This is a genomic window from Vibrio sp. R15-SG3-ISO1B (assembly GCF_059833835.1).
Genome location: NZ_JCBDGG010000027.1, coordinates 1 through 26,954, shown reverse-complemented (window position 1 = coordinate 26,954; position 26,954 = coordinate 1). Strand labels below are relative to the sequence as shown.

Genomic DNA, 26,954 nt, shown 5'->3' with positions numbered 1-26,954 from the left:
AATCACGTACTTCGAGTTGCTTTAGCAAGTAATCGAATACGTCACGATCACGTGGGTCGGCCTCGACGTTAAAGTAAGCGCCAGGGGAGAGACGCAGACCAACGCGATCCGCGCCGATCGCTTCCACGACAGCGTCCATCACTTCTAGCGCAAAACGAGACATATTTTCCGCTGTTTGGCCATACTCATCATCACGTTGGTTGCTGCTGTAGTGAAGGAATTGGTCGATGAGATAGCCGTTTGCACCGTGGATCTCGACACCATCAAAGCCTGCTTCGATGGCGTTTTGAGAGGCCTTGGCAAAATCGGCGACTAAGCGCTGAATCTCTTCTTTGCTGGCTGGGGTTGGCGTTAGATAGGTGAGGTGGCGCATGCGTGGCACGGTGCCTTCGACACCAATCGCAGAAGGGGCAATCACTTTATCGCCACCAAAAAACGACGGGTGCGCAACGCGGCCGGTGTGCCATAGCTGAGCGAAGATCTTTCCGCCATTTTGATGCACACGCTGAGTGACTTTTTTCCAGCCCTCAATCTGCTTATCAGTAAAGAGCCCAGGGGTGTTAGGGTAGCCTTGACCGTCAGCACTGATCAAGGTCGCTTCGGTAATGATTAAGCCTGTGTCGGCGCGGCGGCCATAGTATTCCACCATTGCATCCGTTGGCACCAGATCCTCGTCAGACATGCAGCGAGTTAGGGGAGCCATCACAATGCGGTTGTTGAGCGTTAGCGTCTCATTGAGCTTGAACGGTTGAAATAGGGTATTCATCGACGTGTCCTTCGAGAGTATTTGAATGCCTATTCAAGTTAGAATATTTTGAATGCTCATTCAAGTATTTTTTGAATGCACATTCAACATCAGTTACTATGTGGGTATTCCAACCTTAAGAGTGATGTTATGCGCAGCGCAGAATTTGACCGTCAAGTGGTATTAAGGCAAGCAATGGCGAAGTTTGTCGAGAAAGGCTATGGCAAAACCAGTATGCAAGATCTTAAGTTGGCAACCGGGCTACATCCCGGGTCGATTTATTGTGCGTTTGACAACAAGCGTGGTCTACTGATCGCCGCATTGGAGCAGTATCAACTCGATAGACACCAAGCGATGGAAGCGCTGTTTGCGTCTTACCCAACGGTGTTTGAAGGGATTGAAGCCTACATGGAGTCGGTGCTCGAAGAGTGCGAGCAAGAGCAGATTAAAGATTGCTTGCTGCAAAAAGCGCTGAGCGAGCTGGCTCATCAAGATGAACAAGTTGAGGCTTTGATCAGCGACATGTTGCGCCGTTGGCAGCAATGGCTGGTGGATAAGATAGCCGTTATGATGGAGCTTGGGGAAATTGCCAATCATCGCTCGCCTGAGCTGGTGGCACAGTTTTTAGTGATGGGGATTTATGGCATGCGTACCTTGTCTCACACTCAGCCCGATTCTGGTGTACTTCGCGCACTGAACGACGAGCTATTGCGCTACATCAAGGGCTAGTTGCTAAACAAACCCGCACAACATTAATACGCGCGGCGTCTCGGCCGCGCAATGGTTAAATGTCGAAGACGTCAGTCAGTTTACTCAAACAGACTCTTTTCAATCTTGATCACGACTTTACGCACCGGCGCTGGCTGGTTGTTGACAGCAACCAATGGACGGTGAGGTTGGCCCGGGTAGAACACCACAAATTCACCGGCTTTAATGGTGACAAATTGCTCTTGTTGTAGCTGTTCACTGAACGCCAAATCTTTATCCGCTAGGTAATCTTCATCCAACCCAGTATACGGCAGTAGGCTGTAGCCAAACGTCTCTTCACCTTCGAGCAGCAATTGCACGTCAAGGTAGCGTTGGTGGCACTCTGACTTACGCTGTTCAAGTGGTTGAGTGTTGTCATCCATCACCAAGAAAAAGGCGCTGTCACCTTCCAGATCATGACGGCCATTTTCGATAGGTTGAGCAGTTTGTTCCATTACGCGTTCAATCAGCTCGATGAGTTTAGGCTGTAAGAAGCGGGCAAAGGAGAGCTCTGCAGTGCTAGCAGTAAACATAGTGAATCCTTAATATTTGTATGACAATAACACCTGAAATATAAAATAGCTTTTCAAAAACAACAATCACTATTTATGAGAGTGTGATTGAGTGCGCGTTCGTCAACCGTTCAGTGAGCGAAGTAGAGACGCGCACTGTGAGGATCCTGCTCCGCACATAATTGGTGCAATTTAGGGTGTTGAAAATATTTAATCGTCTGATTTTATTAATTTTTCTATTTGGCATCTTCATTGCTTTACCCTAAGTGACCTAAGTAAATTCGTGCTCAGTCACACAATACAATAACAACGTCAACGGCAAAGGAGCCTCTTCCCAACAGGAAGAGGCTTTGTTGTTTTTAGAGGAAGGAATCATGGCAAAGGAATGTATCAAATCGGCCTGTCCGTACTGCGGCGTCGGCTGCGGAGTCGAAATTGGCCCACTCGGTATTGTTGGAGACAAAGCCCACCCAGCCAACCAAGGCGCACTGTGCGTTAAAGGCGCCGCGCTTGCAGAGAGCATGAAAATGCCGTCGCGCCTGCTCTACCCCAAATTTCAGGGCAAGGAAGTGAGCTGGGATGAAGCGGCAGAGCGCATTGCCGGTGCGATGGCGGAGGCGATCCACACGCAAGGCGCGGATTCGGTCGCCATGTACGTTTCAGGGCAACTGTTGACAGAAGATTATTACGTTGCCAATAAGCTGATGAAAGGCTTTGTTGGCAGTGCCAACATCGATACTAATTCACGTTTGTGCATGTCTTCGGCGGTGGTGGCACACAATCGCGCGTTTGGAGAAGATGTAGTGCCGGTCAATTATGATGACCTTAATCATGCCAATCTGATTGTCATTTGTGGAGCGAATACGGCGTGGACACACCCTGTGCTGTTTCGTCGAATCCAACAAGCACGCGATAAGAATCCAGAGATGAAATTGGTCGTGATTGATCCACGCGAAACCGTCACCGCGAGCCAAGCAGACTTGCATATTCCTATTGCCAATGACGGCGATGTGGCGCTGTTTCACGGACTGATTCGCTATCTACATCAACATGACGCGTTGGACCATGACTTTATTACCAACCACACAGAAGGCTTTGAGGCATTGTTGACTGAAGTGAACGCTAGCCAATATCAGTTGGATGCGATTGCGGAACGTATCAACGTCGAGTCGGCGAAAATTGCGACCTTCTATGGCTGGTTTGCGCAAGAGCGCAAGGCGATCACGCTGTTTTGCCAAGGCGTTAACCAATCGCAAAGTGGTGCAGACAAAGGCAATGCCATCATCAACGCGCATTTAGCTAAAGGGGCGATCGGTTGTCAGGGCGCAGGGCCGTTTTCTATCACCGGGCAACCGAATGCGATGGGCGGACGCGAAGTCGGCGGGCTCGCCAATCAGTTGGCTGTGCATCGCGGCTTCGATGATGACTCCATCGCACTGGTCGAAGACTTTTGGCAAGCGCCTAATATCGCCAGAAAGCCTGGTTTAAAAGCGATCGAGATGTTTGAAGCGGTTGAGCGCAACGAGATCAAAGTGATTTGGATCATGGCAACCAATCCGGTGGTCTCGATGCCAGATAACCACTATGTGCGCCGCGCACTTGAAGCCTGTCCTTTGGTTATCGTGTCAGACATCACCGTCGATTCAGACATCGCTCAATACGCAGATCTGCTGTTACCCGCCGCAGGTTGGGGAGAAAAGCAGGGCATGGTGACCAACTCAGAGCGCACCATGTCGCGCCAAAGACAGTTCACGCCACCACCGGGGCAGGCTTTACCCGATTGGCGTGCGATTAGCGTTGTTGGCGCGCTTTTGTGTGAAAAACTCGGTGTGAGCAACGGATTTGATTTTCAAAGCGAAGCGGACGTGTTTCGTGAGTATGCAGCCATGACGGGCATCAATGCAACGTCTCCACGTTTACTGGATATCAGCCAATATGCTGAGCTAACGGATGAGGAGTATCGTCAATGGCAACCTAAACAATGGGGCGGGGAGAGACCTTACGCCGAGCTGCGTTTTAGTTTCGCCGACGGTAAAGCGCGTTTCATTGCCGCGAAAGAGGGCGCATTGCAACGAGGCTGGTGGCTCAATACCGGCCGTCAGCGCGATCAATGGCACACCATGACGCGCACAGGGCATGTGGTTCATCTTGCCGCCTCAGAAACGGAGCCGACGGTGTACATGAACGCGCTATCGGCAAGCCATTTGGGTATTGAGGCCGGCCAACTTATACGTATCTCACCTGTCAAACTTGCATCGGCGCAAGGGCCGCACACCACTATTGTGGCGAAAGTGGGCTTGGATGAGACCTTGAGTTACAAACAGCTCTTTATGTCGATGCACTGGGCGGCGGCGTATGGCGGAAAGTCACAAGTGAACGCCGTCGTGAGTCGAGATGCCGACCCACACTCTGGTCAGCCCGCGTTTAAGTCAAGCGAGGTCGAACTTCTGCCAGTATCGGTTAAGACCTATGGCCTCTACATTGGCAGCCAATTTGACCCTGACGATTGCCTATATCACTCCTTTCAAGTGGAGAATCGTGTCGGAATTTGGCGCTTTGCCCATGATAAGCCCGCAGATAAGCAGACGTTGTGTGTGGGTGACAGACCTAGCCGCCTCAACCATATCAAAACCCGCCGAGTTGTCCTTGATACCTCTTCTGGATGGTTAGCGGTGGATTTTGATGAGGTTGGAGATGAGCGCATTGTCCGCTCTTTATTGGTCACATCAGAGCAACCTATTCACTCCGATTACACAAAATTAGTGGAGTTGGTTGGCAAGGCGCTCAATTTCAGCCGTCTTATTTCTCTTGCAGCGCAAGAAGGGCAGAGCGAGCTTATTTGCAGTTGCTTTAGAGTGACCGATGAGCAGATTTTGCAATCGCTCAGCGAAGGGGAGTGTTCGAGCGTAGCGCAGTTGCAAACCAGATTGAAGTGCGGCACCAACTGCGGCTCTTGTTTACCACAAGTCGCACGTTTGGTGGAAGAGTTCGAGCAAACGCGGGTTTCGCCTGGCACAACGACACAAAGCATCACAGTAGTAGATACGTCGCCGAACGCGACAATGAGGTAAGTGCTATGGATAAGTTACAGCATCAACACAATGACACATACCGACTTCGAGAAGGGGCTGGCAAAAGCCTATCCAGCGCTGGATTTATCGACCACGATGCCCAGCGTGGCGCATCGCTGAAATTGGCGACCCCAAAACCCGGCACGGGTCGCGTCTTTTTGACGGGCGCAGGGCCCAATGATCCGGAATTGCTGACCGTCAAAGCGATGAAGGCTATTCAGAATGCAGACGCGATCGTCTACGACCGATTAGTGAACGTCGATATCTTAGATTTGGCTAAACCGAGCGCGACACTCATCTACGTGGGAAAACGCTGCGGAAAACCGAGTCTAAAACAGGAAGAGATCAGTCAAATCTTAGTGGATTTGGCGATGCAGGGATTAGAGGTTGTGCGCTTGAAAGGGGGAGACCCTTTTATCTTCGGCCGTGGCGGTGAAGAAGGGTTGCGACTTGCCGAGCAAGGCATTGAGTATGAGGTGATCCCAGGCATCACCGCCGCCATTGGTTGCGCAGCGAGCAGTTTTATTCCCCTCACGCACCGAGAGGTCGCGCGCAGTGTAACCTTCGTGACGGGGCAAGTGGTGTCGGGCGCACTGCCGACCTGGGCACATTTGGTCGGACAGGGGCAGACATTAGTGTTTTATATGGGGCTTGAGAAATCCGCCGACATACAACAAGGGCTGATGGCCAATGGGTTGGCGGCAGATTTCCCGCTTGCGATCGTGACGCACGGTTGCAGTCGTCAGCAGCAAGTCCATATCTCAACACTCGGGGCGCTGTGCGAGATGGCTCAAGCGTTAAAAGGCGTGAGTCCAACGTTGATTATCTTAGGTGAAGTGGTCAAACTACGAGAACAATTAACGAAGACCATAGCGTCTGTGGCTTATGAGGCTGTATGAGCACAATAAAGGAATGTATTCGCACGGTTGGGCGTGGGGAGAGGGGGCGCAAACCTCTGAGTTTTGAGCAAGCCTATCAGGTAATGGATGAATATCTCGATGGGCAGGGCGCGGACGATCAAATGGCCATGCTGCTGATGCTGATTCGCGTGCAAAATGAGACCAAGCAAGAGATTGCCGGTTTCGTCAAAGCGTTTCAGTCACGCATGCCACAGCTTGGTGCCGACATCGATTGGCCTTGTTACGCCGGTAAACGCCCAGCCAGTGGTAAGCCGTGGCATGGACTAGCGGCCAAAATTCTTGCCAACGCTGGGCACAAGGTGCTGCTGCATGGCTATCATGACCTTGCCGCGGGGCGAGAGCATGTTGAGGATTATTTGACCGTGCTTGGTATCGAGATAGCGCAAACGCCAGAACACGCCAAAACAATGCTCGAGCAGCATGGTATCGCTTACTTGCCACTGCGCCATTTTGCGCCCAAAGCGCAAGAGATGATCGGTTGGAAAAATCGCTATGGGCTCAGAACGCCGATCAACACGGTGGTTCGCGCCCTGAACCCAAGTGGCGCAGCGATTGGTATTCGTGGCAGTTTCCACCCAGGTTTTCAGCAGTTGCATGCAGAGGTAGAGCATGAAATTGGCTTGACCAAACATGCGGTGGTCTCTTTCAAAGGCCAATCGGGAGAATCAGAATATAACCCCAAGGTAAGCCAAACGGTCTGGATGAGCTCAGAAAACGGCGTGACCTCCCACTACCAGGCAGAGCAGCTGCTCACCGATGTGCCACTACCGAAGGCGTGCCCTTTAGAGACGCCGCAAAGTGATTGGAACATGATGGCGAACACCATTATCGCGACCATGGCGACTGTGTTGTTCCCGCGGCACAACGATTACAGTCAAGCGTTTGCGTCGGCCTATCAGCTTTGGGAGGACTACTGCGCCACTGCTTGAACCTGAAGCATCTAAAAAAATCGAATCTATTCAAATAGATAGGGTCTCATTTCTTTCTGTCTGACAACCTTGGCACATTCCTTGTTTTGAAAAGCTTAGCTGGAGCAATAAAACAAGGAATGTCTATGTACCAAGCCATGTCGAAAATTCCGATCATCGTCTGTTGCGATTCACTCAAAGAGCAAAGCCGAATCAGTGCAATACTCGCCCAAGATTTTGATGCAATTTTAGGCTGCCAACTGGCGCAATTTGACGCGCTCATCACGCAGCACCCCAACTCATTTGTGGTGGTCGGATGGCGACAACCGTGCGCTGAGCTCACCTTGCTGATCGAACGTTGCCGCGAGAAAAAATTGCCACTACTGGTGATTGTTCAGTCATTGAGTTCTATGGATATCAATCGCTTACCTAAAAAAATGGATTATGTGCTACTCCCAAGCGATAGTGGTTGTTCGCTGGCGCCTTGGGCACTGCACGCCGCTTCCGTTCGCCAGTCGATGTTAGATATGGAACAGGAAATGGCCGAACTTGCCAGCAAATTGGAAGAGCGGAAATGGATAGAAAAAGCCAAAGGGTTATTGATGAAGCACCACGGTGTGGACGAGTCTGCCGCCTATAAAGCGATGCGCCAATCGGCGATGCAATCGAGTCAATCTATGGTTCAAGTCGCGAAAAACGTACTGATCACCTTAGAGACGTTAAAAGGTTAGGCTACCACTTTGGGGTTACAAGAAAAATTCCAACTCGGTGCGAAGTGCACTAAGGCAAAGCAGAACCAATAGGAATAGTCAGTGATATTGGGTTAAGCCATTGAATTTTAAGTATTAAATAAGTTGGCATGCTACTTGGAATAGGAATAACTAAGGTTAGAAGCGTGATTCATTACGACTTTGCGCAACCACACAATTTGTTCAATTGTACTTAAGGTTTATCAACGGCGGTAAATCGTTAAGTCAGCATCGGCGCTACTGCTCATCACGAGCAGTAGCGCTTTTTTATTGGAGAAAGAGTATGAAATGGAAATCAACCCTGAACACCGCTGGATTGCTTAAAAGCACGGCGTTAGCTGTCACGCTATCACTGTCTGCCTACGTGCCAATGAGTGCTGCCGAGGTCGGTGAGCCTGAACTGGAAGATCTCAAGTTCGGTTTCATCAAACTGACCGATATGGCACCGCTCGCGATTGCGTATGAAAAAGGCTTTTTTGAAGACGAAGGCTTATACGTCACGCTTGAGGCGCAGGCCAACTGGAAAGTGCTTCTCGACCGAGTGATAGATGGTGAGTTAGATGGCGCGCACATGCTATCAGGTCAGCCGCTCGGTGCCACCATTGGTATAGGTACACAGGCGGAAGTGATCACCGCATTCAGTATGGATCTCAATGGCAACGCGATTACTGTCTCCAACGATACATGGGCAGAGATGAAACAGTACGTGCCTAAGCAAGAGGATGGCCTCCCTGTTCACCCGATCAAGGCGGATGCGCTCAAGCCTGTGGTTGAGGGTTACCTTGACCAAGGCAAGCCATTCAATATGGGCATGGTATTCCCTGTGTCCACTCACAACTATGAACTGCGCTATTGGCTTGCCGCAGGGGGCATTCACCCTGGCTATTACGCGCCAGAAGCAGGAGATAACAGTGGCCAGCAAAGCGCGGATGTGTTGTTGAGCGTGACTCCGCCACCGCAAATGCCCGCCACAATGGAAGCCGGCACGATCAAAGGTTATTGCGTCGGCGAACCGTGGAACCAACAAGCGGTGTTTAAAGGGATCGGCGTGCCTGTGGTCACCGATTACGAAATCTGGAAAAACAACCCAGAAAAAGTATTTGGCGTCTCAAAAGAGTGGGCAGAGAAGTACCCGAATACGCACATTCGTGTGGTGAAAGCGCTGATTCGCGCGGCCCATTGGCTTGATGAGAACAACAACGCCAACCGTGAGGAAGCGGTTAAGTTGCTGGCGAAAAGTGAATACGTCGGTGCTGACTACGAAGTGATCGCCAACTCCATGACTGGCACATTCGAGTATGAAAAGGGTGACAAACGTGAAGTGCCTGATTTCAACGTTTTCTTCCGCTACAACGCGACTTACCCCTACTACAGTGATGCGATCTGGTATTTAACCCAGATGCGCCGCTGGGGACAAATCGCCGAAGGTAAGTCAGATGACTGGTACATGGACGTAGCGAAGAAAGTCTACCGCCCTGATATCTACCAACAAGCGGCACAAGCCCTCGTCGAAGATGGTGTTCTGACGCAAGGTGACTTCCCTGATTTTGGTCAAGAAGATGGTTTCCGTGCGCCGCAGACGCATTTCATCGATGACATCGTTTACGACGGTCGTCAGCCTAATGCCTACCTAGAAAAATTCAATATTGGTCTAAAAGGCAGCGACAAAGTCTAACGCCCAAGATTGGGTCAAATCGGGGGGAGGTGGCTCCCCCCCACATTAGGAAAGCCCGATTGAGCGCTGCGCTCAATCACACAGTCAACAAGACGTAACAAGGATGTAATAGGAGTGCTTATGTCGAGTAATGTCATTTCCCTCATACCGAGTAAATCGGTGGTAGCGAACAAAAGCAAAATCGTTCTGCTACCGCTTATCGGCATATTGATGTTTTTGATGATGTGGCATTTAAGTGCACGTCAGGTCGAAACGTCATTAGGCACCTTGCCTGGCCCGGTGCAAACGTTCGAGCAATTTAGCAATTTAGTGGACGATCATTGGAATGAGCGCCAAAAAGAACAAGCCTTCATTGAACGCCAAGAAAAGCGCAATGCGAAGAAGCTCGCCAAAGATCCCAACGCCGAGGTCAAAATTCGCCCCTACACAGGCAAACCGACATTTTTTGATCAGATTGTCACCAGTTTAGTGACGGTGGCAAGTGGCTTTATTCTCGCTACGGTGATTGCTGTACCTCTGGGTATTGTCCTTGGGCTAAACCACGGTTTGTATCAAGCCTTTAACCCAATTATTCAACTGCTTAAGCCCGTTTCGCCCCTTGCTTGGTTGCCTATTGTGACCATGGTGGTGAGTGCAACCTACGTCAGTGATGACCCGCTTTTTGCTAAATCTTTTGTCAACTCACTGCTTACCGTTGCGCTATGTAGCTTGTGGCCCACCTTGATCAACACGGCGGTTGGCGTGACAAGTGTGGACAAAGACCTGATTAACGTCAGTAAAGTGCTGCAGCTTTCTTGGTGGCAACACATTCGTATTATTGTCCTGCCGTCGGCGATCCCGATGATCTTTACAGGGCTTCGTTTGTCGCTCGGTATTGCGTGGATGGTCCTGATTGCCGCTGAAATGCTGGCGCAAAACCCCGGTCTTGGCAAGTTCGTTTGGGATGAGTTTCAAAATGGCAGTTCCGCCTCACTTGGGCGCATTATGGTCGCCGTTATTGCCATCGGTTTTATTGGTTTGTTGCTCGATCGCGGCATGTTGCAGCTACAGAAGTGGCTCTCATGGAACAAACAGCAAGCATTGCGTTAATAGGAGTTCATCATGTCTAAACCGTTACTCGATCTTACTCAACTTGGCATGCGATTTCCGACGCCCAACGGCGAATTTATCGCGCTCAAGAATGTTAATTTACAAATCCAACGTGGCGAGTTTATCTCCCTGATTGGTCACTCGGGCTGTGGTAAATCGACCGTGCTCAATTTGGTTGCGGGTTTGCATATGCCCACCGATGGCGGCGTGATTGTCGATGGGCGAGAAGTCAGTGGCCCTGGCCCCGAGCGCGCAGTGGTATTCCAAAATCACTCGTTGCTGCCTTGGCTAACCGTGCACGAAAACGTGGAAATTGCGGTCAAACAGGTGGCCGCAGGGCAGAGCAAAGCATGGATCAAACAGCAAACCGAGCACTATTTGGAATTGATCCACATGTCTCACGCTGCAGACAAAAAGCCAGATGAAATTTCCGGCGGCATGAAGCAGCGTGTCGGTATTGCGAGGGCGCTGGCGTTGCAACCGAAAGTGCTGTTGATGGATGAGCCGTTCGGCGCGCTCGATGCGTTAACCCGCGCGCACTTGCAAGACTCCTTGATGGAAATCCAAGCTGACTTGAACAACACCGTCATCATGATCACGCACGATGTGGACGAAGCGGTGTTGCTCTCAGACAAAATCGTCATGATGACTAACGGACCGGCGGCCACGATCGGCGAAGTGCTTCAGATTGATTTGCCAAGACCCCGTGACCGAGTGGCGTTGGCGGATAACCCGCAGTATCAAAAATATCGCCAGTCAGTGTTGAGATTCCTCTATGAAAAGCAGGCCAAACCTGAGCCTACGGCATCAAAAACCAAGACAGCGTTAAGAGCAAGCGCGAGCTCGTCCACCCAAGACGATGCGAAATCAGCGGCAAAGACCGCCTAAGGAAGTGAACATGGAACGGATAGTAATTGTTGGCAATGGCATGGTCGGCCACCATCTGGTGGCTCAATTGGTCGAGCGCGGCGCGCATCTCGAAAAACGCATTACCGTGATTGGCGAAGAGCGCTTTATCGCTTATGACCGAGTTCAGCTCTCGGCACTGTTTTCGGGCAAATCCCATCAAGATTTGATGCTGAGCAGCGAAGAGTGGTATCAAAAACATGGCATCGAGTTGGTGCTCGGTGCCAAGGTGACTGCCCTGATGCCAGAGCTCAAACGCATAGAGCTCGATGGAGAAACCGTGATGGGGTATGACCAATTAGTGCTCGCCACCGGTTCTTACCCATTTGTGCCACCGATTGAGGGGCATGATCGTGAGCAAATTTTTGTCTATCGCACCCTTGATGATCTCTCTGAAATCAAAACCGCCTGCCAAGGGGCGAAAACCGGCGCGGTGATCGGCGGTGGTCTGCTCGGGCTTGAAGCCGCGAACGCTCTGCGTTTGCTCGGGGTGGAAACTCACGTAGTCGAATTCGCCCCAAGGCTCATGCCAGTGCAGCTCGATGACGGTGCAGGCACTGTACTGAAAGAGAAAATAGAACAGCTTGGCCTATCAGTGCATACCTCGACCGCAACGGAGCGCATTTGTGATGGTGAGAGCGCAAAGCATCGCATGGTCTTCAAAGATGAGGACCCGCTTGAAGTAGACGTGATCGTCTTTTCCGCGGGGATACGTCCACAAGATGCCTTAGCGCGCGGAGCCGGGCTGACCATTGGTGAGCGCGGCGGGATTGTGATTGATGATCGCTGCGTGACCAGTGACGACTCCATTTTTGCCATTGGCGAATGCGCCCTTTGGCAAGAACGCATTTTTGGCCTGGTTGCGCCTGGCTATACGATGGCGCGTGTCGTCGCTGACGTTCTGACCCATCGTGACACCCAAGGGTTCACCGGTGCAGACATGAGCACCAAACTGAAACTGCTTGGTGTGGATGTCGCATCAATCGGTGATGCGCACAAAGCGACCCCGGGCGCGCAAGAGATGGTTTTGCAAGACGCGGTCACAGGCGTCTACAAAAAGCTGGTGGTCGATGCGACGGGCACCCAACTGCTTGGCGCTATCTTGGTTGGCGACAACAGTGACTACGACGCCTTACTGCAATGTTACTTAAACCAAACTATGCTGCCCGATCACGCTGCAAATCTTCTGTTTGATACCAGTATGCTCGATGGTGAAATGAACGACACCGCGGTGATTTGTTCCTGTCACAATGTCACCAAGGGCGATTTGGTGGCGGCGATTCAAGCGGGCGCGCAAGATTTGGACTCTCTTAAAGCGCAGACGAAAGCGGGCACCGGCTGTGGTGGTTGTAGCAACATGGTCAAATCGGTGCTCGATGCTGAATTGGTAGCGATGGGCGTTGAAGTCAACAACCATGTCTGTGAACACTTTGCGCTGTCACGCCAAGAGTTGTTCCATATTTGCCAAGTCGAAGCAATCAAGGATTTTGACACCTTAATCGCTCGCCACGGCCAAGGGTTGGGGTGCGATCTGTGTAAACCGACCGCCAGTTCGATCTTCGCCTCGCTGTGGAATGAACACATCATGGAGCCTCAACACAGCCGTTTACAAGATTCCAATGATGCCTTTATGGCGAATCTGCAAAAAGATGGCTCTTATTCGGTCGTACCTCGTGTTGCCGGCGGCGAGATCACACCAGATAAGCTGATTGTCTTAGGAGAAGTGGCCAAGAAATACGATCTCTACACCAAAATTACGGGTGGGCAGCGAGTCGATCTGTTTGGCGCACAAGTTGAGCAGTTACCGGATATCTGGCGCACGCTGATCGACGCGGGCTTTGAAACCGGCCATGCTTACGGAAAATCGGTCCGAACAGTGAAATCTTGCGTGGGCTCAACCTGGTGCCGCTACGGTGTCGATGATTCGGTTGGCCTCGCCATCGAACTTGAAAACCGCTACAAAGGGCTACGTTCGCCACACAAACTGAAGTTTGCGGTGTCAGGCTGTACCCGAGAGTGCGCTGAAGCGCAAAGTAAAGACATCGGCGTCATCGCCACGGAAAACGGCTGGAACCTCTACGTGTGTGGGAATGGTGGCATGCGCCCGCGTCACGCGGATCTGTTTGCCTCCGATCTCAGCAAACATGAATTGATCACTCTGATTGACCGCGTGTTGATGTTCTACGTTCGCACCGCAGACAAATTGCAACGCACCTCAGTGTGGATGGATAACCTGGAAGGTGGGTTAGCGTACCTAAAACAAGTGGTGATAGAGGACTCTCTCGGCCTTTGCGAGTCATTGGAGACGCAAATGCAGCACGTGGTGGATACCTACCAGTGTGAATGGAAGAGCACGTTGGATAACCCTGCCAAGCTCACTAAGTTCCGTCCATTCATTAATTCAGGAGAACCGAGTCAAGCATTGCCTTACCAACGCATTCGTGGCCAACGTATTCCAGTCAAGGAGGAGAATTGATGGACGTACTCGAGAAAATCAAGGTGTGCGACTTAAGCGCACTGTGCGCCTACGAAGGGCGAGTCGCCTTGGTGGATGGCCAACAAGTTGCGCTGTTTCTCATCCCTAATCAAGGTGTGTTTGCGGTGCAGAACTGGGATCCTATCGGCAAAGCTTTTGTGCTTAGCCGCGGCATTGTCGGAGATGTTAAGGGCAAATTATGTGTCGCTTCCCCTTTGTACAAACAGCATTTTTGCCTGCGCTCAGGCGAGTGCTTAGAAAACAGCGACGTGCGTTTAGCTCATTGGCCCGTGTTGCTGGAAAACGATGAAGTGTTTCTTGAATGGCACGCGAAGGCGTAACAAGGTTTTCGCGAGTGACTCGTGTTTCACCCTAGCCCTATCCTTCCAGGGGGCAAATACCAACCTGTTGATCAGGTTGGTATTTTTTTGTGCGATGTTTTAATTAACGCGGTACTAATTTATTCACCGATCGCTGCTTTGCGTTTACCCCGTATCGAGGCAAGCAACATATAGATGCTAGTAGCAAGCAGCGCCGCGAACAAATAGCCCATCAATCCTTGAGGGCCAGAAAGAAACCCATCTGCTACCACAGGTCCCACTACAGAACCGACACTGTAACTGAACAGCATCACTTGTGTTGCGCAGACGATGTATTGGGCGTTCAAGCCATCACAGCCTAAGTTGATCGCAATGGGGTAGAGTGCGAAGGTCGCCATACCAAGTACAAATAGCCCTGCACCCAGTGCTCGCAGACCCGGCACCATAGAGGTAAAGGCAATCGCAGCCACGCCCACCAAGCACAAGAGTGCCATTAATGGTGTGCGACCGAACACTTTCGCCAATGCTGGCACTAATGGCTGAATCGCCATACCGCCCAAAACGATCAGAGCCATTAAGCCGCCAATGTCATCATGGGCAATGCCACGTTGACTCAACTCGACAGGCATCAGGCCGTACACTGCGCCGAGGGTGAGACCAGACACAACACAGCCAATGATTGCGGCATGGCTTAATTTGCTCATCTGCTTAAAAGAGAGTGAGGTACTCTCTCCGTGCTCGGGTTGATCAGAGTCACCAAACATCAGCACGATGATGGCGAGCAATAAAAGGGTAGTGATAGTAATAAAAGGCACACCACCCGATACGCCAATGACGCCAATACCTAATTGGCCTAGCGCCGCGCCGCCATACAACGCGCCCATGTAAAGGCCAAGGCGTTTAGCGCGTGACTGTTCGTCACCGTGCAGCAACCAAGATTCGACCACAACAAAGACGCCTGCAACTGCCGCGCCCGCGACAAAGCGAGCGATCAACCAGCTACTTGCATACGGCATTAATGGCAAGGCCACAATCGTGAGTAGAAATAGTGCTAAACACCAGACAAACGCGGCTTTGTGCCCTGATCGGCGCACCAAAGGCTCTACACCCATCGCGCCAATCAATAAACCTGCGTAAAATACGCTCGCAAGCCAACTGGCGAGTGAGGTATCCAGATCGTAGTGAGGCAGCATCAGCGGAATCAAACTCATCAAATAGCCCGATGCAACGGCGTACAGCGCCAATGCAATCACAGGAACCGTGACACGGATAGTGCGGGTAGGAATAAGAGTGTTGTCCAACGTCGTCGCCTCAAAACGGGCAATCCTTGGCCATAAGGGACCAAGGATTGAGAAATTAACCAGTGAGTTTTCGCGCGAATATGGACTGAATAGTGGTGTGGGTAAAACGAAAAGAATTAATCGACTCGACAAGAGATTTTTGTCGAGTCGTTAGTGGGAACTCAAGGTTATTTATTGATGGCTTGAGTTAGCCATTGGCTAAATTGCGAGCGAGGAAGCGCACCGTTAATCACATCCACGCGCTGGCCGTTTTTGAATACCATCACAGTTGGAATACTGCGGATCTGAAACTGAGCGGCCAACGCTTGCTCAACTTCGGTGTTGATTTTGACAAATCGTACTTCGCCCTGTCTGGCGGCGGCTTCGTCTTCAAAGACAGGTGCAAAGCCCACACAAGGGTTGCACCAAGGCGCCCAAAAATCGACCACCACAGGTTGGCTGCTTTGCAACAGGGCATTAAAGTTCAGCGACGTGCCTTCTATCGGTTGGCCATCGAGTAACGCCGATTGGCATTTACCACATTTAGGGTTTTCCGATACGCGCTCGAGCGGCACGCGGTTGACACCAGAACATGATGGGCATCGTGTATTGAAGGTAGACATGACTTTTCTCTTTATTAATTATTTCAACTCAATGACACACTAGTTATACTCTGAAAACGCCAAGTGACTCAAATAAGAATGTAAAAAGGCACATAATGACCAGCTATTACGCAGAAATTACCGGTTGGGGTAAATGCCTACCGCCAGCCACGCTCTCCAACGATGACCTCAGCACTTTTCTAGATACTTCCGATGAATGGATTAAGACGCGCACTGGTATCGAGCAGCGCCGCATCAGCCATGTGAATACGTCAGATCTTGCAACCGTTGCCGCCAAACACGCACTCGCGTGTGCCAATGTCAGTGTTGATGAGGTGGATCTGATTATTGTTGCGACCTGCTCACCCGACTCACTGATTCCCAACACCGCGTCTAAAGTCGCCCAAAACCTCGGCGTTCAAGCCGCCGCAGCGTTTGACTTGAACGCAGCGTGTACTGGCTTTGTTTACGGATTAGAAACGGCGACTCGTCTTATTCAATCAGGCAATTACCGCCATGCAATCGTGATCGGCGCAGAGCGTCTCTCTTTCTTTATCGATTGGACCCAGCGTGATACGGCGGTGTTATTTGGTGATGGCGCAGGCGCAGCGGTGTTGAGCTGCACAACGGAAAAAGTGGGCTTGCAACAGGCGCAGCTTGGCTGTGATTCGGCTGGGCGTGATATTTTGGCGGTGCCCAAGTTCGGTACCTCAATGGATCGTTTCGCTGCGGACAACGGCTACTGGGCGTTTGATTTTGTCGGCAAAGAGATCTTTAAGCGTGCGGTGAAAGGCATGGGCGCAGCCGCTCAATCGGTGCTGGCGCGCAGCGAACTGTCGACTGACGATGTTGATGTGGTGATCCCGCACCAAGCTAACATCCGCATCATTCAAACCTTGTGTGATCTTTCCGGGATTGCTCAAGACAAAGCGTTTGTTAACATCCAGAACTATGGCAACACCTCTGCGGCCACTGTGCCGATTGCCTTGTGTGAAGCGCTTGAACAAGGCTTTATTAAGCCTGGTGACAACCTACTGCTCGCCGCCTTTGGCGCAGGTTTAACTTGGGGCGCAGGCCACATAAAATGGGGTGAGCGAGTTACTCCACTAGGCCAAAGCGATGCCACACTTCCTCCAGTAGAAGCGTCTGCACTTGAGTTATTGGAACAAGCGATCGCGTTTTGTAAAACACACGCAGAGTAAACAGGCCTAAATTTACAAGGCAACGCAGCCTCAACAAATACGCTTAGGGCAATACAATGAGAAGTCGCGAATTGTCGCGACTTTTTTCATGATGGCCGATGGCTGGTTGGCAGTATCACATAAGGACAACGACGTAAGATGAAATTTCTTCACACCTCGGATTGGCATTTAGGACGACAGTTTCACAATGTGTCGCTGATTGACGATCAGCGTGTGGTGCTCGACCAGATGGTGGAGTACATGGCGCAGCATCCCGTCGATGCATTGGTGATCGCTGGTGACATTTATGATCGCTCGGTGCCGCCGACCGCGGCGATTGAACTGCTCAATGAAACGCTAAATCGTGTTTGCCAGGAGTTAAACACGCCCGTCATTTTGATTCCGGGTAATCACGATGGCGCGCAGCGCCTCGGGTTTGGCTCTGCGCACATGAAAGGCGCTGGGCTACACATTATCAGTGATTTTCAGCAGATGCTCGAGCCTGTTGTGTTGAGCAGTGACCAAGCTGGAGAGGTGGCATTTTATGGCATGCCGTTTAACGATCCGGAGACAGTGCGCCACTACTTTAATCACACCTTTCAACAGCAAGATGAAGCAACGCCTGAGGCGCAAAAGCCGATTGCTACTCACGATGACGCTCATGCTGCGTTGGTTGGTTTGATCACGCCTCATCTTAATTCGTCACAACGTCATGTGTTGATCAGCCACTGCTTTGTTGATGGTGCGATCAGCTCAGAGTCGGAGCGTCCACTCTCGATTGGTGGCTCCGAATGTGTCAGTCATGAGCATTTCGTCCATTTTGACTATGTCGCCCTCGGCCATCTTCACCAGCCGCAATACAAAGGCGAAGCTCATATTCGCTATAGTGGCTCATTGATGAAATACAGCTTTTCAGAGCAGCACCATAAAAAAGGCATGACTTTAGTGGAGCTTGATCACAACGGTTTGGTTGCGACCACGCACATCCCGCTGCAAGCGCCACATGAAATGCGAATCATTGAAGGGGAGCTGGAAGCGATCCTCACGGCGGGTAAAACCGATCCTCGCGCCCACGACTATTTGTTGGTGCGATTAACCGACCAACACGCCATTCTCAATCCGATGGAGAAGCTGCGTACTGTCTACCCAAATGTGTTGCATTTGGAGAAGCCCGGCATGTTAGTGGGGGTAGAGCAGTCGATGGCGCAAGCGACGCTATCGCGCAGCGAAGTCGATATGTTCCGCGACTTTTTCAAAGAAGCGCAAGGCAATGAGCTGACTCAAGCGCAAGAGAGCGCGGTTTCGGCCATTATCAAACAACTGAGCCAGCAGTAAGGGACGCTCATGAAACCCATCACCTTAGTTATGCAGGCCTTTGGGCCGTTTTCGGGCACCGAATCGATTGATTTTCGTCAACTGGGCAGCAATCCGCTGTTTTTGATCAATGGCCCTACGGGTTCAGGAAAAACGACCCTGCTAGATGCGATCTGTTTTGCGCTTTATGGCGAAACCACCAGTAATGAGCGACTCGGCGCCCAGATGCGCAGTGATAACACTAAGTTGGATGTGCCGACAGAGGTGACGTTCGAATTCAGCTTGCACGACAAACGCTTTCGCGTAACGCGTTCCCCAGAGCAAGAAGCGCCAAAAGCGCGCGGGGAAGGCACAACGACACGTAAACACAGCGCTGCGCTCTATCAGTTGGGTGACGAAGAGGTGCTTTTGACCAGCAAAACGGCGCAGGTCAAAACGTTGGTCACCGAATTGATTGGTCTCAATGAGACCCAATTTCGTCAAGTCATGGTACTGCCACAGGGTAAGTTTCGTGAATTGCTACTCGCTAGTTCGAAAGAGCGCGAAGAGATTTTCGGCCAACTGTTCCAAACCGATATCTACAAAAAAATTGAGTACGCGCTCAAAGACAAAGCCGCCTCGATCAGCAAAAGCAAAGATGAGTTTGACAACCAAATTCGCGGCGCGCTTGAGGTGGGCAATGTCTCTAGCATCGAAGAGCTTAATACCCGCTACGAGTCCGCGTGTGTCGCTCTTGAACAGCGAAAACGGGAAGAAGCCGCAGCGCAAGCAGCGCTTAGTGCATCGACCTTAGCGCTTCAGCAAGGGCAGAAAATACGCGATGATTTCGCCAAGTTGTCTCAGGCCAAGCAATCTTTCACGCAGCATCAAGCGGCAAAGTCTCAGATAGCGGAGACTCAAGTTCGTTTGCAGCGTGCAAAGCAGGCGGCGAGTATTGAACTGCCTTATCAAAATCAATGGCAGAGCGCACAAGACGTCACTCGTTTTGAAACCAAGTTGACCGAACTGCAGCAGAGCAAACAGGCGCTAGATAACGACTTAGCAGCAGCGAAAATCGCGCATGAAGAGGCAGAAAAAGCAGCGGCACAGCTACCGGCACTCAATGATGAGCGTTACAAGCTCGAGGCCATCAAACAAAAATGGTTGGAAAGACAAGCGCTCATCTCACGCCAGAAAGAGGCGCAGCAGCACAGTGCGGTACTTGACGAGAAGCTCGCTCAGTACCTCTCTCATAAAGAGAAACTCCAGCGTGATTTAACGCGTGCGAAAAACGATCACAAGCAAGCCATTGAGCAGCGACTAGAGCAATCTAAGCTTCTGCAACAAAAGTCGGAATTGACGCGCGCGGTAAGCGATCTGCGCAAACTGACCCAAATGGAGCAAGACGCGGTCAATCAGGCCGAAGAGCTTAAGTCGGCAGAGGCGGCATTGGTCAACGTCACTCAAGTGTTTGAAGAACAACAGCAGGCGGCGAACCGCGTCGAACTGCGCTGGCACCAAGCGCAAGCGGCCATTTTGGCGCAAACACTCCTAGAGGGAGAGCCTTGTCCGGTTTGTGGCAGCGAGGCGCACCCGAATATTGCGCAAATTGATGGCGAGTCGGTCAGTAAAGAGCAGGTGACTCAGGCGCGCAGTGAAGAGACGCAGGCGCACGCACAGAGGGTGAAAGCTCAGGCGCACGTTTCACATCTTAAGCAGGCGTTAAGCCAAAGCCAGCAAGCGGTGGAAGCGTTTAAAGACGAGTTAGGTGAGGTCGCCGTTCAGGGGCTGTCGGCAACACAAGTGAGTCTAAGTGAGGTTGAGGCTCGCTTAATGGTGCTGATGTCATTGGATGTAACGGCGCTTGAAGCGCAGGTGAATGAACTGACGCAGCGCTGTGAAACCGGCGAGCAAAAAATCAATGAGATCAAACAGCAGATAGCGGCCAATCACAATACCGTCAGCTCCATCGCGGCGAGCATCGAAGAGATGACGCAACAACTTGGCGGCGCAACACAAGACATTGAAGAAATTGAGGCCGCGCGCTCGGCGCTATCAAGCCAAATCGAAGCGATAGAGAAAGAGCAGCAACGGGCAAACCAGCACTATCAAGCTAGCACGCTCAAGCAATCTCAGTGCGCCTCTGAAGTTGGCACCCACCAATCGCTGTTGCAAGAGGCCAAAGTGCGATCCGAGCAAGCGAACGCACAGTGGCAGCGGGCCTTAGAGCAAAGTGAGCTGGCAACGCTTGACGCTTTTGTCAGCGCGAAAGCCACAGCCGAGCAAATGGCGCAGTGGCAAAGTGAATTTGACGACTATAACCAAGCCACGATTCGTCTTGAGCAAACCATTCAAGACATCACCACCGCATTGGAAGGGCAGTCGACGCCGGATCTTGAAGCGCTGCAAAACGAACTCAATTACCATCAGCAACATCATGCGCAGGTGAGAGAGCAACTCGATGGCGAACGAGCGACAGTTGAGACGTTGCAAAACGTACAGCGCAAGCTCGAGCGTCTAAAAGAGAAAAACGCCGAATTGGAAAAAGAGTATCAGGTGTTTGGCACCTTGTACGATGTCGCCAGCGGTAAAACCGGCAGCCGCGTCAGTTTGCATCGCTTTGTGCTCGGCGTCTTACTTGATGATGTCCTGATTCAAGCGTCACAACGTCTGGCACTGATGAGTAAAGGGCGTTACATACTCACGCGTAAAACGCACGGCTTTCGCGGCGCCGCCGGTAGGGGCTTGGATTTGATGGTTGAAGATGGCTACACAGGCAAAGCGCGCGATGTCGCGACCTTATCCGGCGGGGAGTCTTTTATGGCTGCGCTCTCGTTGGCGCTTGGATTATCCGATGTGGTGCAGTCCTACAGCGGTGGGGTTCGACTCGACACCTTATTTATTGATGAAGGCTTTGGCAGCCTTGATCCTGAATCGTTGGATTTGGCGGTGCAAACGTTAATCGACTTGCAACAAACGGGTCGCACAGTGGGGGTGATTTCACACGTCAGTGAGTTAAAAGAGCAAATGTCTCACAGAATAGACGTGGTCAGTGCAAAAACGGGGAGCACGATTCGCGTTGTTGGCCCAATGTTGAGCTAAACTTAAGTTGTGCAATTGGTTTCTTCTTTCACTGTAGTAGGATGTTTTGTATGATCATTGTACTCGTTGATGGTTTCATAGTGACCAATTGAGTAAGTAGCACGATAGTTGAAGAGTGAAGACAACACGACATTGGATGTGACGACACGATATGGATGCGGTTAAAAAGGTCTACCAGTATGCAGAGCCCAATCTCTCCCTTGTTGGGTGGATGGGGGCGATTGGTTTTCCTCTCTACTATCTGATTTGGCAATACATTTATCCTCAGCCTTATGAAGACCTGTTGCTGAGAAGTGTCTGCTCCGTGATGCTGCTCGTACTCGCTTTGCGCGAGTTTCTTCCGGCCACATTGCAGCGCTATATGCCCTATTACTATTTAGGCTGTGTGGCGGTCTGTTTACCGTTTTTCTTCTCCTACATGCTGTTTAAGAACCACTGGTCAACGGTGTGGGCGATGTCGTTTATGGCCTCGATCTTTTTGCATGTCTTACTAGTGCACGAAACAAGGGTCATGTTGGCGCAAGCGTTTGTCGCTGTCGGCTTTGCCTATTTGTTCGCCGGCGACTTGAACATGGTTAACTACAACCCCGCACCGGATGTGGTTTGGCCATACACTCCCATCTTTTTGTTCACTTATGTCTTCGGCAACCTGTTCTATTTTCGTAATCAGGTCGAACATGAAGCAAAAGTGGCGATTGCGAAGTCGTTTGGTGCCGGGATTGCTCATGAGATGCGTAATCCGCTCAGTGCGCTGAAAGCCTCAGTGGATGTGGTGAACTCCTCTTTACCGGATGTCAGTCATCAAGATGAAGAGGTCAAGATGTCAAAACAGAATGTTCAAGTTATCAAAGAGATCCTGAACAACGCAGACGTCATCATCAATAACGGTAATGAAGCGATCGATCTGTTGCTCACTTCCATTGATCAAAATCGTGTCTCTCGCTCTACGTTCGTGCGCCATAGCGCCGCAGAAGTGGTAGAGGACACATTGGAGAGTTTCTCTTACCCCGGCGTGCACTCCAAAAATCTCGTCTCGCTCCATATTGAGCACGATTTTGACTACTTTGGTAGTGACGTATTGCTCAAGTATGCCTTGTATAACCTATTGAAAAACGCCTTTTATTATCAAAATAGCGAAGATTTTTCGATCACCGTGACGCTCGCGGTTCATCACGATGTCAACACCATTACCGTGAGAGACACCGGGGTCGGGATAGAGCCGAAGAAGCTTCAGCATATTTTTAAAGACTTTTACACCTCAGGGAAGAGCTCCAGTCATGGGCTAGGCTTGCCGTTTTGTAAACGGGTAATGCACTCATTTGGTGGCAGCATCAGTTGCCAATCCGAGTATGGCGAATGGACGGAATTCACGCTGTTTTTCCCGAACTACGTCTCTGAGCAAGTCAGTCATATCAAACACGATTTGATGAAAGACAAAGCGATTGTCTACATTGGCGAAGACGCTAAAATCATGCGCAAACTGAACGAGGACGCCTTCTATTCCGGTTTCAAAATGATCCGGTGGTCGTACAGTGAAGCCAGCGCACGTGAAGAATTTGAATTTGAGTATGATCTGATTTTCGTCGATCTGGATGGTTTAAATGAAGCGCAGTTTAAGCACTTGGAATCCAAGTTGCACTTTACCGAAGCCAAACTGGTGTATCTGTTTGAACCTAATCGCGTCTATCATGACGCGTTTAATCGTTACCTCACTTTCTATCCTCTGGAAAAGCAGCGGGTGATCTCAGAGGGCATCGCGCTCATCGATGAAGTGATTTTTGATTCAAGAGAAGGGAATCGCAACCTTATTCCTCGCAAGCGACCTACGGCAGTGAAGCGCATTATGATTGCTGATGACAACAGTTCGCTACGCTCGCTCACCGCGATTTTGTTGAGCAAACAAGGTTATCAAGTCATTGAAGCGCAAGACGGTAATGATGTGTTGGAGAAACTCGACCAGGAGCCGGTTGATTTGGTCATCATGGATATTGAAATGCCCAAGTTAGATGGCTTTGATACCACGCAGAAGATTCGTCACTCTCAGGAGTCTTACGCCAATGTGCCGATCGTCGGCCATACCGGTGATAATCGTAAAGAAACCATGGCGCGCATAAAAGAGGTGGGTATGAATGACTACCTCATTAAACCGGCCGATAAAGAACACTTATTTGATAAAATATCTGAGTACCTATAAGAATAAAAATAGGGCGAATTTATCGCCCTATTTTTATTCGAAATGACACCTTTCCTCGTTTAATTTGAATAAATACTGTTTAGATTAAACGTAATTTTTGATCGTGAAATGCCGATTCAGCCACTAACGCAATTTTGTGCAACTCCTCTGCTGTTAATGCACTGTGCAGCGACAGGCGAAAAATATTTTTATTGTCGGGCGTTGCTGGCGTACAGAATACCGATCCGAACACGCCACGTTGCTCAAAATAATCACGAACTTTGCGGGTATTGGTCTTATCTCCGGTTTCTAAGCCGATGATCTGTGATTCGCTACGAATATCAAATCCGATATCTGCCAGCGCTCGGCGCATCCAGGCCGCATTTTGATGCAACTGTTTACGCGCTGGATCACTTGCCTTGATCACCGCGAGGGTTGCATCTATTCTGTCGAGTTCACACGCCATCATCGCCGAACTAAATATCGATGGGAACGAGACATAGGGCATCACTTCGCCTGTGTCGTTGTTACACCAAACGGCTCCAGCGCGGTAGGCAAAGGTTTTGGCAAGGCTGGCAGTGAGAAAGTCAACCTGCTGCGTTAAACCGAGTGAAGCCACCAACCCTGCGCCTTTCGGGCCATGTGTACCCAATGAATGGGATTCATCGACAACAATGGCGCAACCCAGACTTTTCGCGGCCTCAACCAGTTCTGTAAGTGGGGCAATAGTGCCAAGGGTGCTGTAAATGGAGTCTATCAGGACGATGCCTGGACCGTGTCGTTTGATTAAGCGCTTAAGGTGTCTCACATTGTTGTGCATGAAAGGATGGATATCAGCACCGGCGATTCTCGCGCCCTCCCAAAGCGACATATGGGCGAAAAAGTCGATATAGACCTTGGTATCTGAATCACATAGGGTCTGTAATAGACCGATATTCGCGATCCAGCCAGAAGGGGCGATGGTGCAGTGTTCAAAACCGGTATAATCCGCCATTCTCTGCTGCACCGTTTTGTCGAGGGCATCACTATGAAGAAAGACGTTCGACATAAACGCACTCTCTTGCCCCTGTCTGAGGGAATTAACTTGCGCGTCAATAATCTTAGGGTGATTGGCGAGTGATAAATAATCGTTGGATTGGAGAAGAATATCTCCTTGTTTAGGCTTCTTACCCAACACTAAATTACGACCATTATCTTTTGTTTTAATTAGGTCATCAACATAGTGCGAAATACGTTCATTAACGAACGTCGGAAGTGGCGAACACTTATCAAGTGTAAACATAATCATATCCTTTTCTCAAAACAAGTGAATGGCCAGCTGACAAGGATATGTATGAACCTAATAGATTATTCCGTCTAGTAAAATAGTTTATTTTTTGAGCGTATTAGCAAACAAAAAAAGTGTGTAATGACTATTAATTAATATTTATTACCCTTTTGGGGTCTAACTCATGCAAAATCATTAAACGTTAGCGTATCTCAGTCTCTATATTTAGGTGACGCTTGAGGGTAAATTCAAGATTGTGAGGTGTGATTGCGATCCAGTTCTGGCCAATACATCTTGATGTAGCCAATGCAAACCCAAATCACCAATACGGTCGCAATGGTGAGCTCAAACAGACCAAAGTTATGCAGCCAGTGCCAGTGTGGGTGAGCTTGTTCAAAGAATGACGTCAAGCGGTGCATAGCGATAGCGCTGATAACCGAAGGAAAAGTCACCGCAGCAATGGACGGTTGGAACTTGAGCCTGAGCAAACGGATGTAGCACAGGTAGATAAGCAGGGTCATGGTGATAGCAATCCCCGCTAGCGCGCCGGTGAGGATCGGGTCTGGCTCGCTGAAATTGACCAAATAGGTGGCTAAGGTGAGGTTGATAGGCGCAGCCATAATTGCCAAGGTGGGCCTGGCTCGGCGCGGTAACATCCCCTCGAACACTAGGCGATAGAGTACGAGCGGCAGCATAAAAAAGTAGATGGTGATACAGATGGCAACAATGGTTTCAGAAAATAGCGTTAAACCAAATTGGGAACCTGCGAGCGAGCTACTGATCACGCCAACAGGATAGAGAAACCAACTCGGCACAATGTTGGACATCTTAAAGTTGCGAAGTTGAAAGCCAAAGAACAGCACCATCATGGTTAAGTGCAGCATTAACGCTGCGAACCAAAGCGGGTAGGCGATAATAGGAGAGATGATCGCCAGATAGTCACACAAGATGAGCAACGCCATACTCATCGGTGCCATTAGACTGCCACTAAGAGGGTGGCGAATGTCATTCATGAAGGTATGGTAGTTCGAATACTTGATCAGAACGGGAGTCAGCAGCAGTGCGCCGGCAAACGCAAAATAGGGCCTAAGTATGTCACCAACGTCGGGCATATAGAGTGCCCATGCTTGCCCAAGGCCTATCATGCCAAGTGCCAAAGAAGACTGAGAAGGGGGGACGTTGTGAAATTGTGTTAGGCGTTTCCAGTTCACCGGATTTCCGTTTCTATTGTGCGTGAGTATTGCGGATTGATTGAGGGCGAATGGTATCAAGCCAAACGGTTGCCAAGCAAGTGTTGACGAACGTTAGCGTGATTTCGCCGCACAAGTGGTCATTATACCTGTGGTTAGCGTTAGCCCAATCGATAATCGTGCAAAGTTGAATTGCAATTTTGTGAGAAAAGTTCAACTTTTAATCGATACACGAGAAAATAGTGCCGCAGAAAACTTGCGAACTGGCCGAAATCGACCATAGTTAAAGTGTAAGGCAAATGACCCGACCCGCATGGAGGAAAATACCGCCTTACCTACAATTTGGATGGATTCAACAAGTCAATTCAGTAGCCTCGTTTTTAGATCTCGAAGCAGACATAGACTTCAAGATTCGCAGACTCACGATTGAGTAACGAGGGATAGGGCGCACAACCAAGTGCGCCTTTTGTCGTTTAGGAACCCGCTAAACGAATGTTCTCGTCAATGGCGATATGGTAACGCAAGTGCGCCAATTTGTGACCACTGTGCTTGTGTAACCCTCCCCAAAAAACTGGTCACTATCTTTTTTCACTAAATGTTCTCTCTTGCGAATCATTTTTTAATCCGCGTATACAAACGGGGCTTTTTAGTTACTTTGGGTTTTGGCGGCAGTTTAAGGACGCCTTTTTGCAAAATCAGGTTGTTGGGGTAGGTGATGATGTGGCCCTTTTCGTGTTTGATGTGAACA

General features: G+C 50.3%; 20 protein-coding genes. 14 read left to right on the top strand and 6 right to left on the bottom strand.

The annotated features are described in order from the left end of the window. Positions 1-766 (bottom strand): alkene reductase (locus tag AC6R0S_RS06895; RefSeq protein WP_500637509.1); only part of this gene is annotated, 766 nt, incomplete at its 3' end. Positions 767-895: 129 nt separating this feature from the next. Here AC6R0S_RS06895 and AC6R0S_RS06890 point away from each other — a divergent pair. Beyond that, complete coding sequence (locus tag AC6R0S_RS06890) at positions 896-1,474, top strand: TetR/AcrR family transcriptional regulator (RefSeq protein ID WP_500630769.1); 579 nt, start codon at positions 896-898, stop codon at positions 1,472-1,474. A gap of 80 nt (positions 1,475-1,554) precedes the next feature. Here the strand turns inward: AC6R0S_RS06890 and AC6R0S_RS06885 are convergent, their stop codons facing one another. Further along, a complete protein-coding gene (locus tag AC6R0S_RS06885) occupies positions 1,555-2,025 on the bottom strand; it encodes a NanQ anomerase/TabA/YiaL family protein (protein WP_334552009.1) in 471 nt (156 codons plus the stop codon). Positions 2,026-2,378: 353 nt separating this feature from the next. On the opposite strand from AC6R0S_RS06885, the gene AC6R0S_RS06880 reads away from it, so the two are divergent. The 9 genes from AC6R0S_RS06880 to nirD all read left to right on the top strand — a co-directional run bounded on the left by AC6R0S_RS06880 (position 2,379) and on the right by nirD (position 14,139). Beyond that, the gene (locus AC6R0S_RS06880) at positions 2,379-5,075 is read left to right on the top strand and encodes a nitrate reductase (RefSeq protein WP_500637508.1); all 2,697 of its coding nucleotides are present in this window, start codon (positions 2,379-2,381) and stop codon (positions 5,073-5,075) included. 5 nt (positions 5,076-5,080) lie between these two features. Continuing rightward, complete coding sequence (cobA, locus tag AC6R0S_RS06875; protein WP_500630771.1) at positions 5,081-5,974, top strand: uroporphyrinogen-III C-methyltransferase; 894 nt, start codon at positions 5,081-5,083, stop codon at positions 5,972-5,974. Beyond that, the gene (locus AC6R0S_RS06870; protein WP_500630772.1) at positions 5,971-6,924 is read left to right on the top strand and encodes a glycosyl transferase family protein; all 954 of its coding nucleotides are present in this window, start codon (positions 5,971-5,973) and stop codon (positions 6,922-6,924) included. Before cobA ends, AC6R0S_RS06870 begins: the two co-directional genes overlap by 4 nt. 125 nt (positions 6,925-7,049) lie before the next feature. Beyond that, positions 7,050-7,634, top strand: coding sequence for an ANTAR domain-containing response regulator (locus AC6R0S_RS06865; RefSeq protein WP_500627273.1), 585 nt, complete (start codon positions 7,050-7,052; stop codon positions 7,632-7,634). Between the two features lie 301 nt (positions 7,635-7,935). Continuing rightward, positions 7,936-9,327 carry a CmpA/NrtA family ABC transporter substrate-binding protein gene (locus AC6R0S_RS06860; RefSeq protein ID WP_500630773.1) on the top strand — a complete coding sequence of 464 codons (1,392 nt, stop codon included), beginning with the start codon at positions 7,936-7,938 and terminating at the stop codon, positions 9,325-9,327. A 120-nt stretch (positions 9,328-9,447) separates the two neighbouring features. Further along, entirely contained in the window at positions 9,448-10,416 is a 969-nt protein-coding gene (locus AC6R0S_RS06855) for an ABC transporter permease (RefSeq protein ID WP_334552004.1), read from the top strand. A 12-nt stretch (positions 10,417-10,428) separates the two neighbouring features. Next, entirely contained in the window at positions 10,429-11,304 is an 876-nt protein-coding gene (locus AC6R0S_RS06850; RefSeq protein ID WP_500630774.1) for an ABC transporter ATP-binding protein, read from the top strand. A gap of 10 nt (positions 11,305-11,314) precedes the next feature. After that, positions 11,315-13,798 (top strand): nitrite reductase large subunit NirB, encoded by a 2,484-nt coding sequence (gene nirB / locus AC6R0S_RS06845; RefSeq protein WP_500630775.1) that lies wholly within the window; start codon positions 11,315-11,317, stop codon positions 13,796-13,798. Next, positions 13,798-14,139: a nitrite reductase small subunit NirD gene (nirD, locus tag AC6R0S_RS06840; RefSeq protein WP_487902256.1), complete on the top strand. Its 342-nt coding sequence runs from the start codon at positions 13,798-13,800 to the stop codon at positions 14,137-14,139. The genes nirB and nirD overlap by 1 nt, the downstream gene beginning before the upstream one ends. A 119-nt stretch (positions 14,140-14,258) precedes the next feature. Here nirD and AC6R0S_RS06835 read toward each other — a convergent pair whose 3' ends face one another. Continuing rightward, entirely contained in the window at positions 14,259-15,419 is a 1,161-nt protein-coding gene (locus AC6R0S_RS06835) for an MFS transporter (RefSeq protein WP_500637507.1), read from the bottom strand. Positions 15,420-15,586: 167 nt separating this feature from the next. Beyond that, entirely contained in the window at positions 15,587-16,021 is a 435-nt protein-coding gene (gene trxC, locus AC6R0S_RS06830) for a thioredoxin TrxC (RefSeq protein WP_500637506.1), read from the bottom strand. 95 nt (positions 16,022-16,116) lie between these two features. Between trxC and AC6R0S_RS06825 the strand changes: the two genes are divergently transcribed. The 4 genes from AC6R0S_RS06825 to AC6R0S_RS06810 all read left to right on the top strand — a co-directional run bounded on the left by AC6R0S_RS06825 (position 16,117) and on the right by AC6R0S_RS06810 (position 23,770). After that, positions 16,117-17,202, top strand: a complete 1,086-nt coding sequence (locus tag AC6R0S_RS06825) for a ketoacyl-ACP synthase III (RefSeq protein WP_500629489.1) — start codon at positions 16,117-16,119, stop codon at positions 17,200-17,202. A 138-nt stretch (positions 17,203-17,340) separates the two neighbouring features. After that, positions 17,341-18,516: an exonuclease SbcCD subunit D gene (locus AC6R0S_RS06820; protein WP_500637505.1), complete on the top strand. Its 1,176-nt coding sequence runs from the start codon at positions 17,341-17,343 to the stop codon at positions 18,514-18,516. A gap of 9 nt (positions 18,517-18,525) precedes the next feature. Further along, complete coding sequence (locus tag AC6R0S_RS06815) at positions 18,526-21,576, top strand: AAA family ATPase (protein WP_500637504.1); 3,051 nt, start codon at positions 18,526-18,528, stop codon at positions 21,574-21,576. Between the two features lie 151 nt (positions 21,577-21,727). Next, positions 21,728-23,770: an ATP-binding response regulator gene (locus AC6R0S_RS06810; RefSeq protein ID WP_500637503.1), complete on the top strand. Its 2,043-nt coding sequence runs from the start codon at positions 21,728-21,730 to the stop codon at positions 23,768-23,770. A 79-nt stretch (positions 23,771-23,849) separates the two neighbouring features. On the opposite strand, the gene cqsA is transcribed toward AC6R0S_RS06810, so the two are convergent. Together cqsA and AC6R0S_RS06800 are read right to left on the bottom strand one after the other, a co-directional pair. Then, positions 23,850-25,031 (bottom strand): alpha-hydroxyketone-type quorum-sensing autoinducer synthase, encoded by a 1,182-nt coding sequence (gene cqsA, locus AC6R0S_RS06805; RefSeq protein WP_500630780.1) that lies wholly within the window; start codon positions 25,029-25,031, stop codon positions 23,850-23,852. A 233-nt stretch (positions 25,032-25,264) separates the two neighbouring features. Further along, complete coding sequence (locus tag AC6R0S_RS06800; protein WP_500627262.1) at positions 25,265-26,227, bottom strand: TDT family transporter; 963 nt, start codon at positions 26,225-26,227, stop codon at positions 25,265-25,267. Between the last annotated feature and the right edge of the window lie 727 nt (positions 26,228-26,954).

Excerpts from the sequence above, each read along its gene's own strand:
- AC6R0S_RS06890 (WP_500630769.1), top strand. The coding sequence starts at position 896 with ATGCGCAGCGCAGAATTTGACCGTCAAGTGGTATTAAGGCAAGCAATG.
- AC6R0S_RS06885 (WP_334552009.1), bottom strand. The coding sequence starts at position 2,025 with ATGTTTACTGCTAGCACTGCAGAGCTCTCCTTTGCCCGCTTCTTACAG.
- AC6R0S_RS06880 (WP_500637508.1), top strand. The coding sequence starts at position 2,379 with ATGGCAAAGGAATGTATCAAATCGGCCTGTCCGTACTGCGGCGTCGGC.
- cobA (WP_500630771.1), top strand. The coding sequence starts at position 5,081 with ATGGATAAGTTACAGCATCAACACAATGACACATACCGACTTCGAGAA.
- AC6R0S_RS06870 (WP_500630772.1), top strand. The coding sequence starts at position 5,971 with ATGAGCACAATAAAGGAATGTATTCGCACGGTTGGGCGTGGGGAGAGG.
- AC6R0S_RS06865 (WP_500627273.1), top strand. The coding sequence starts at position 7,050 with ATGTACCAAGCCATGTCGAAAATTCCGATCATCGTCTGTTGCGATTCA.
- AC6R0S_RS06860 (WP_500630773.1), top strand. The coding sequence starts at position 7,936 with ATGAAATGGAAATCAACCCTGAACACCGCTGGATTGCTTAAAAGCACG.
- AC6R0S_RS06855 (WP_334552004.1), top strand. The coding sequence starts at position 9,448 with ATGTCGAGTAATGTCATTTCCCTCATACCGAGTAAATCGGTGGTAGCG.
- AC6R0S_RS06850 (WP_500630774.1), top strand. The coding sequence starts at position 10,429 with ATGTCTAAACCGTTACTCGATCTTACTCAACTTGGCATGCGATTTCCG.
- nirB (WP_500630775.1), top strand. The coding sequence starts at position 11,315 with ATGGAACGGATAGTAATTGTTGGCAATGGCATGGTCGGCCACCATCTG.
- nirD (WP_487902256.1), top strand. The coding sequence starts at position 13,798 with ATGGACGTACTCGAGAAAATCAAGGTGTGCGACTTAAGCGCACTGTGC.
- trxC (WP_500637506.1), bottom strand. The coding sequence starts at position 16,021 with ATGTCTACCTTCAATACACGATGCCCATCATGTTCTGGTGTCAACCGC.
- AC6R0S_RS06825 (WP_500629489.1), top strand. The coding sequence starts at position 16,117 with ATGACCAGCTATTACGCAGAAATTACCGGTTGGGGTAAATGCCTACCG.
- AC6R0S_RS06820 (WP_500637505.1), top strand. The coding sequence starts at position 17,341 with ATGAAATTTCTTCACACCTCGGATTGGCATTTAGGACGACAGTTTCAC.
- AC6R0S_RS06815 (WP_500637504.1), top strand. The coding sequence starts at position 18,526 with ATGAAACCCATCACCTTAGTTATGCAGGCCTTTGGGCCGTTTTCGGGC.
- AC6R0S_RS06810 (WP_500637503.1), top strand. The coding sequence starts at position 21,728 with ATGGATGCGGTTAAAAAGGTCTACCAGTATGCAGAGCCCAATCTCTCC.
- cqsA (WP_500630780.1), bottom strand. The coding sequence starts at position 25,031 with ATGTTTACACTTGATAAGTGTTCGCCACTTCCGACGTTCGTTAATGAA.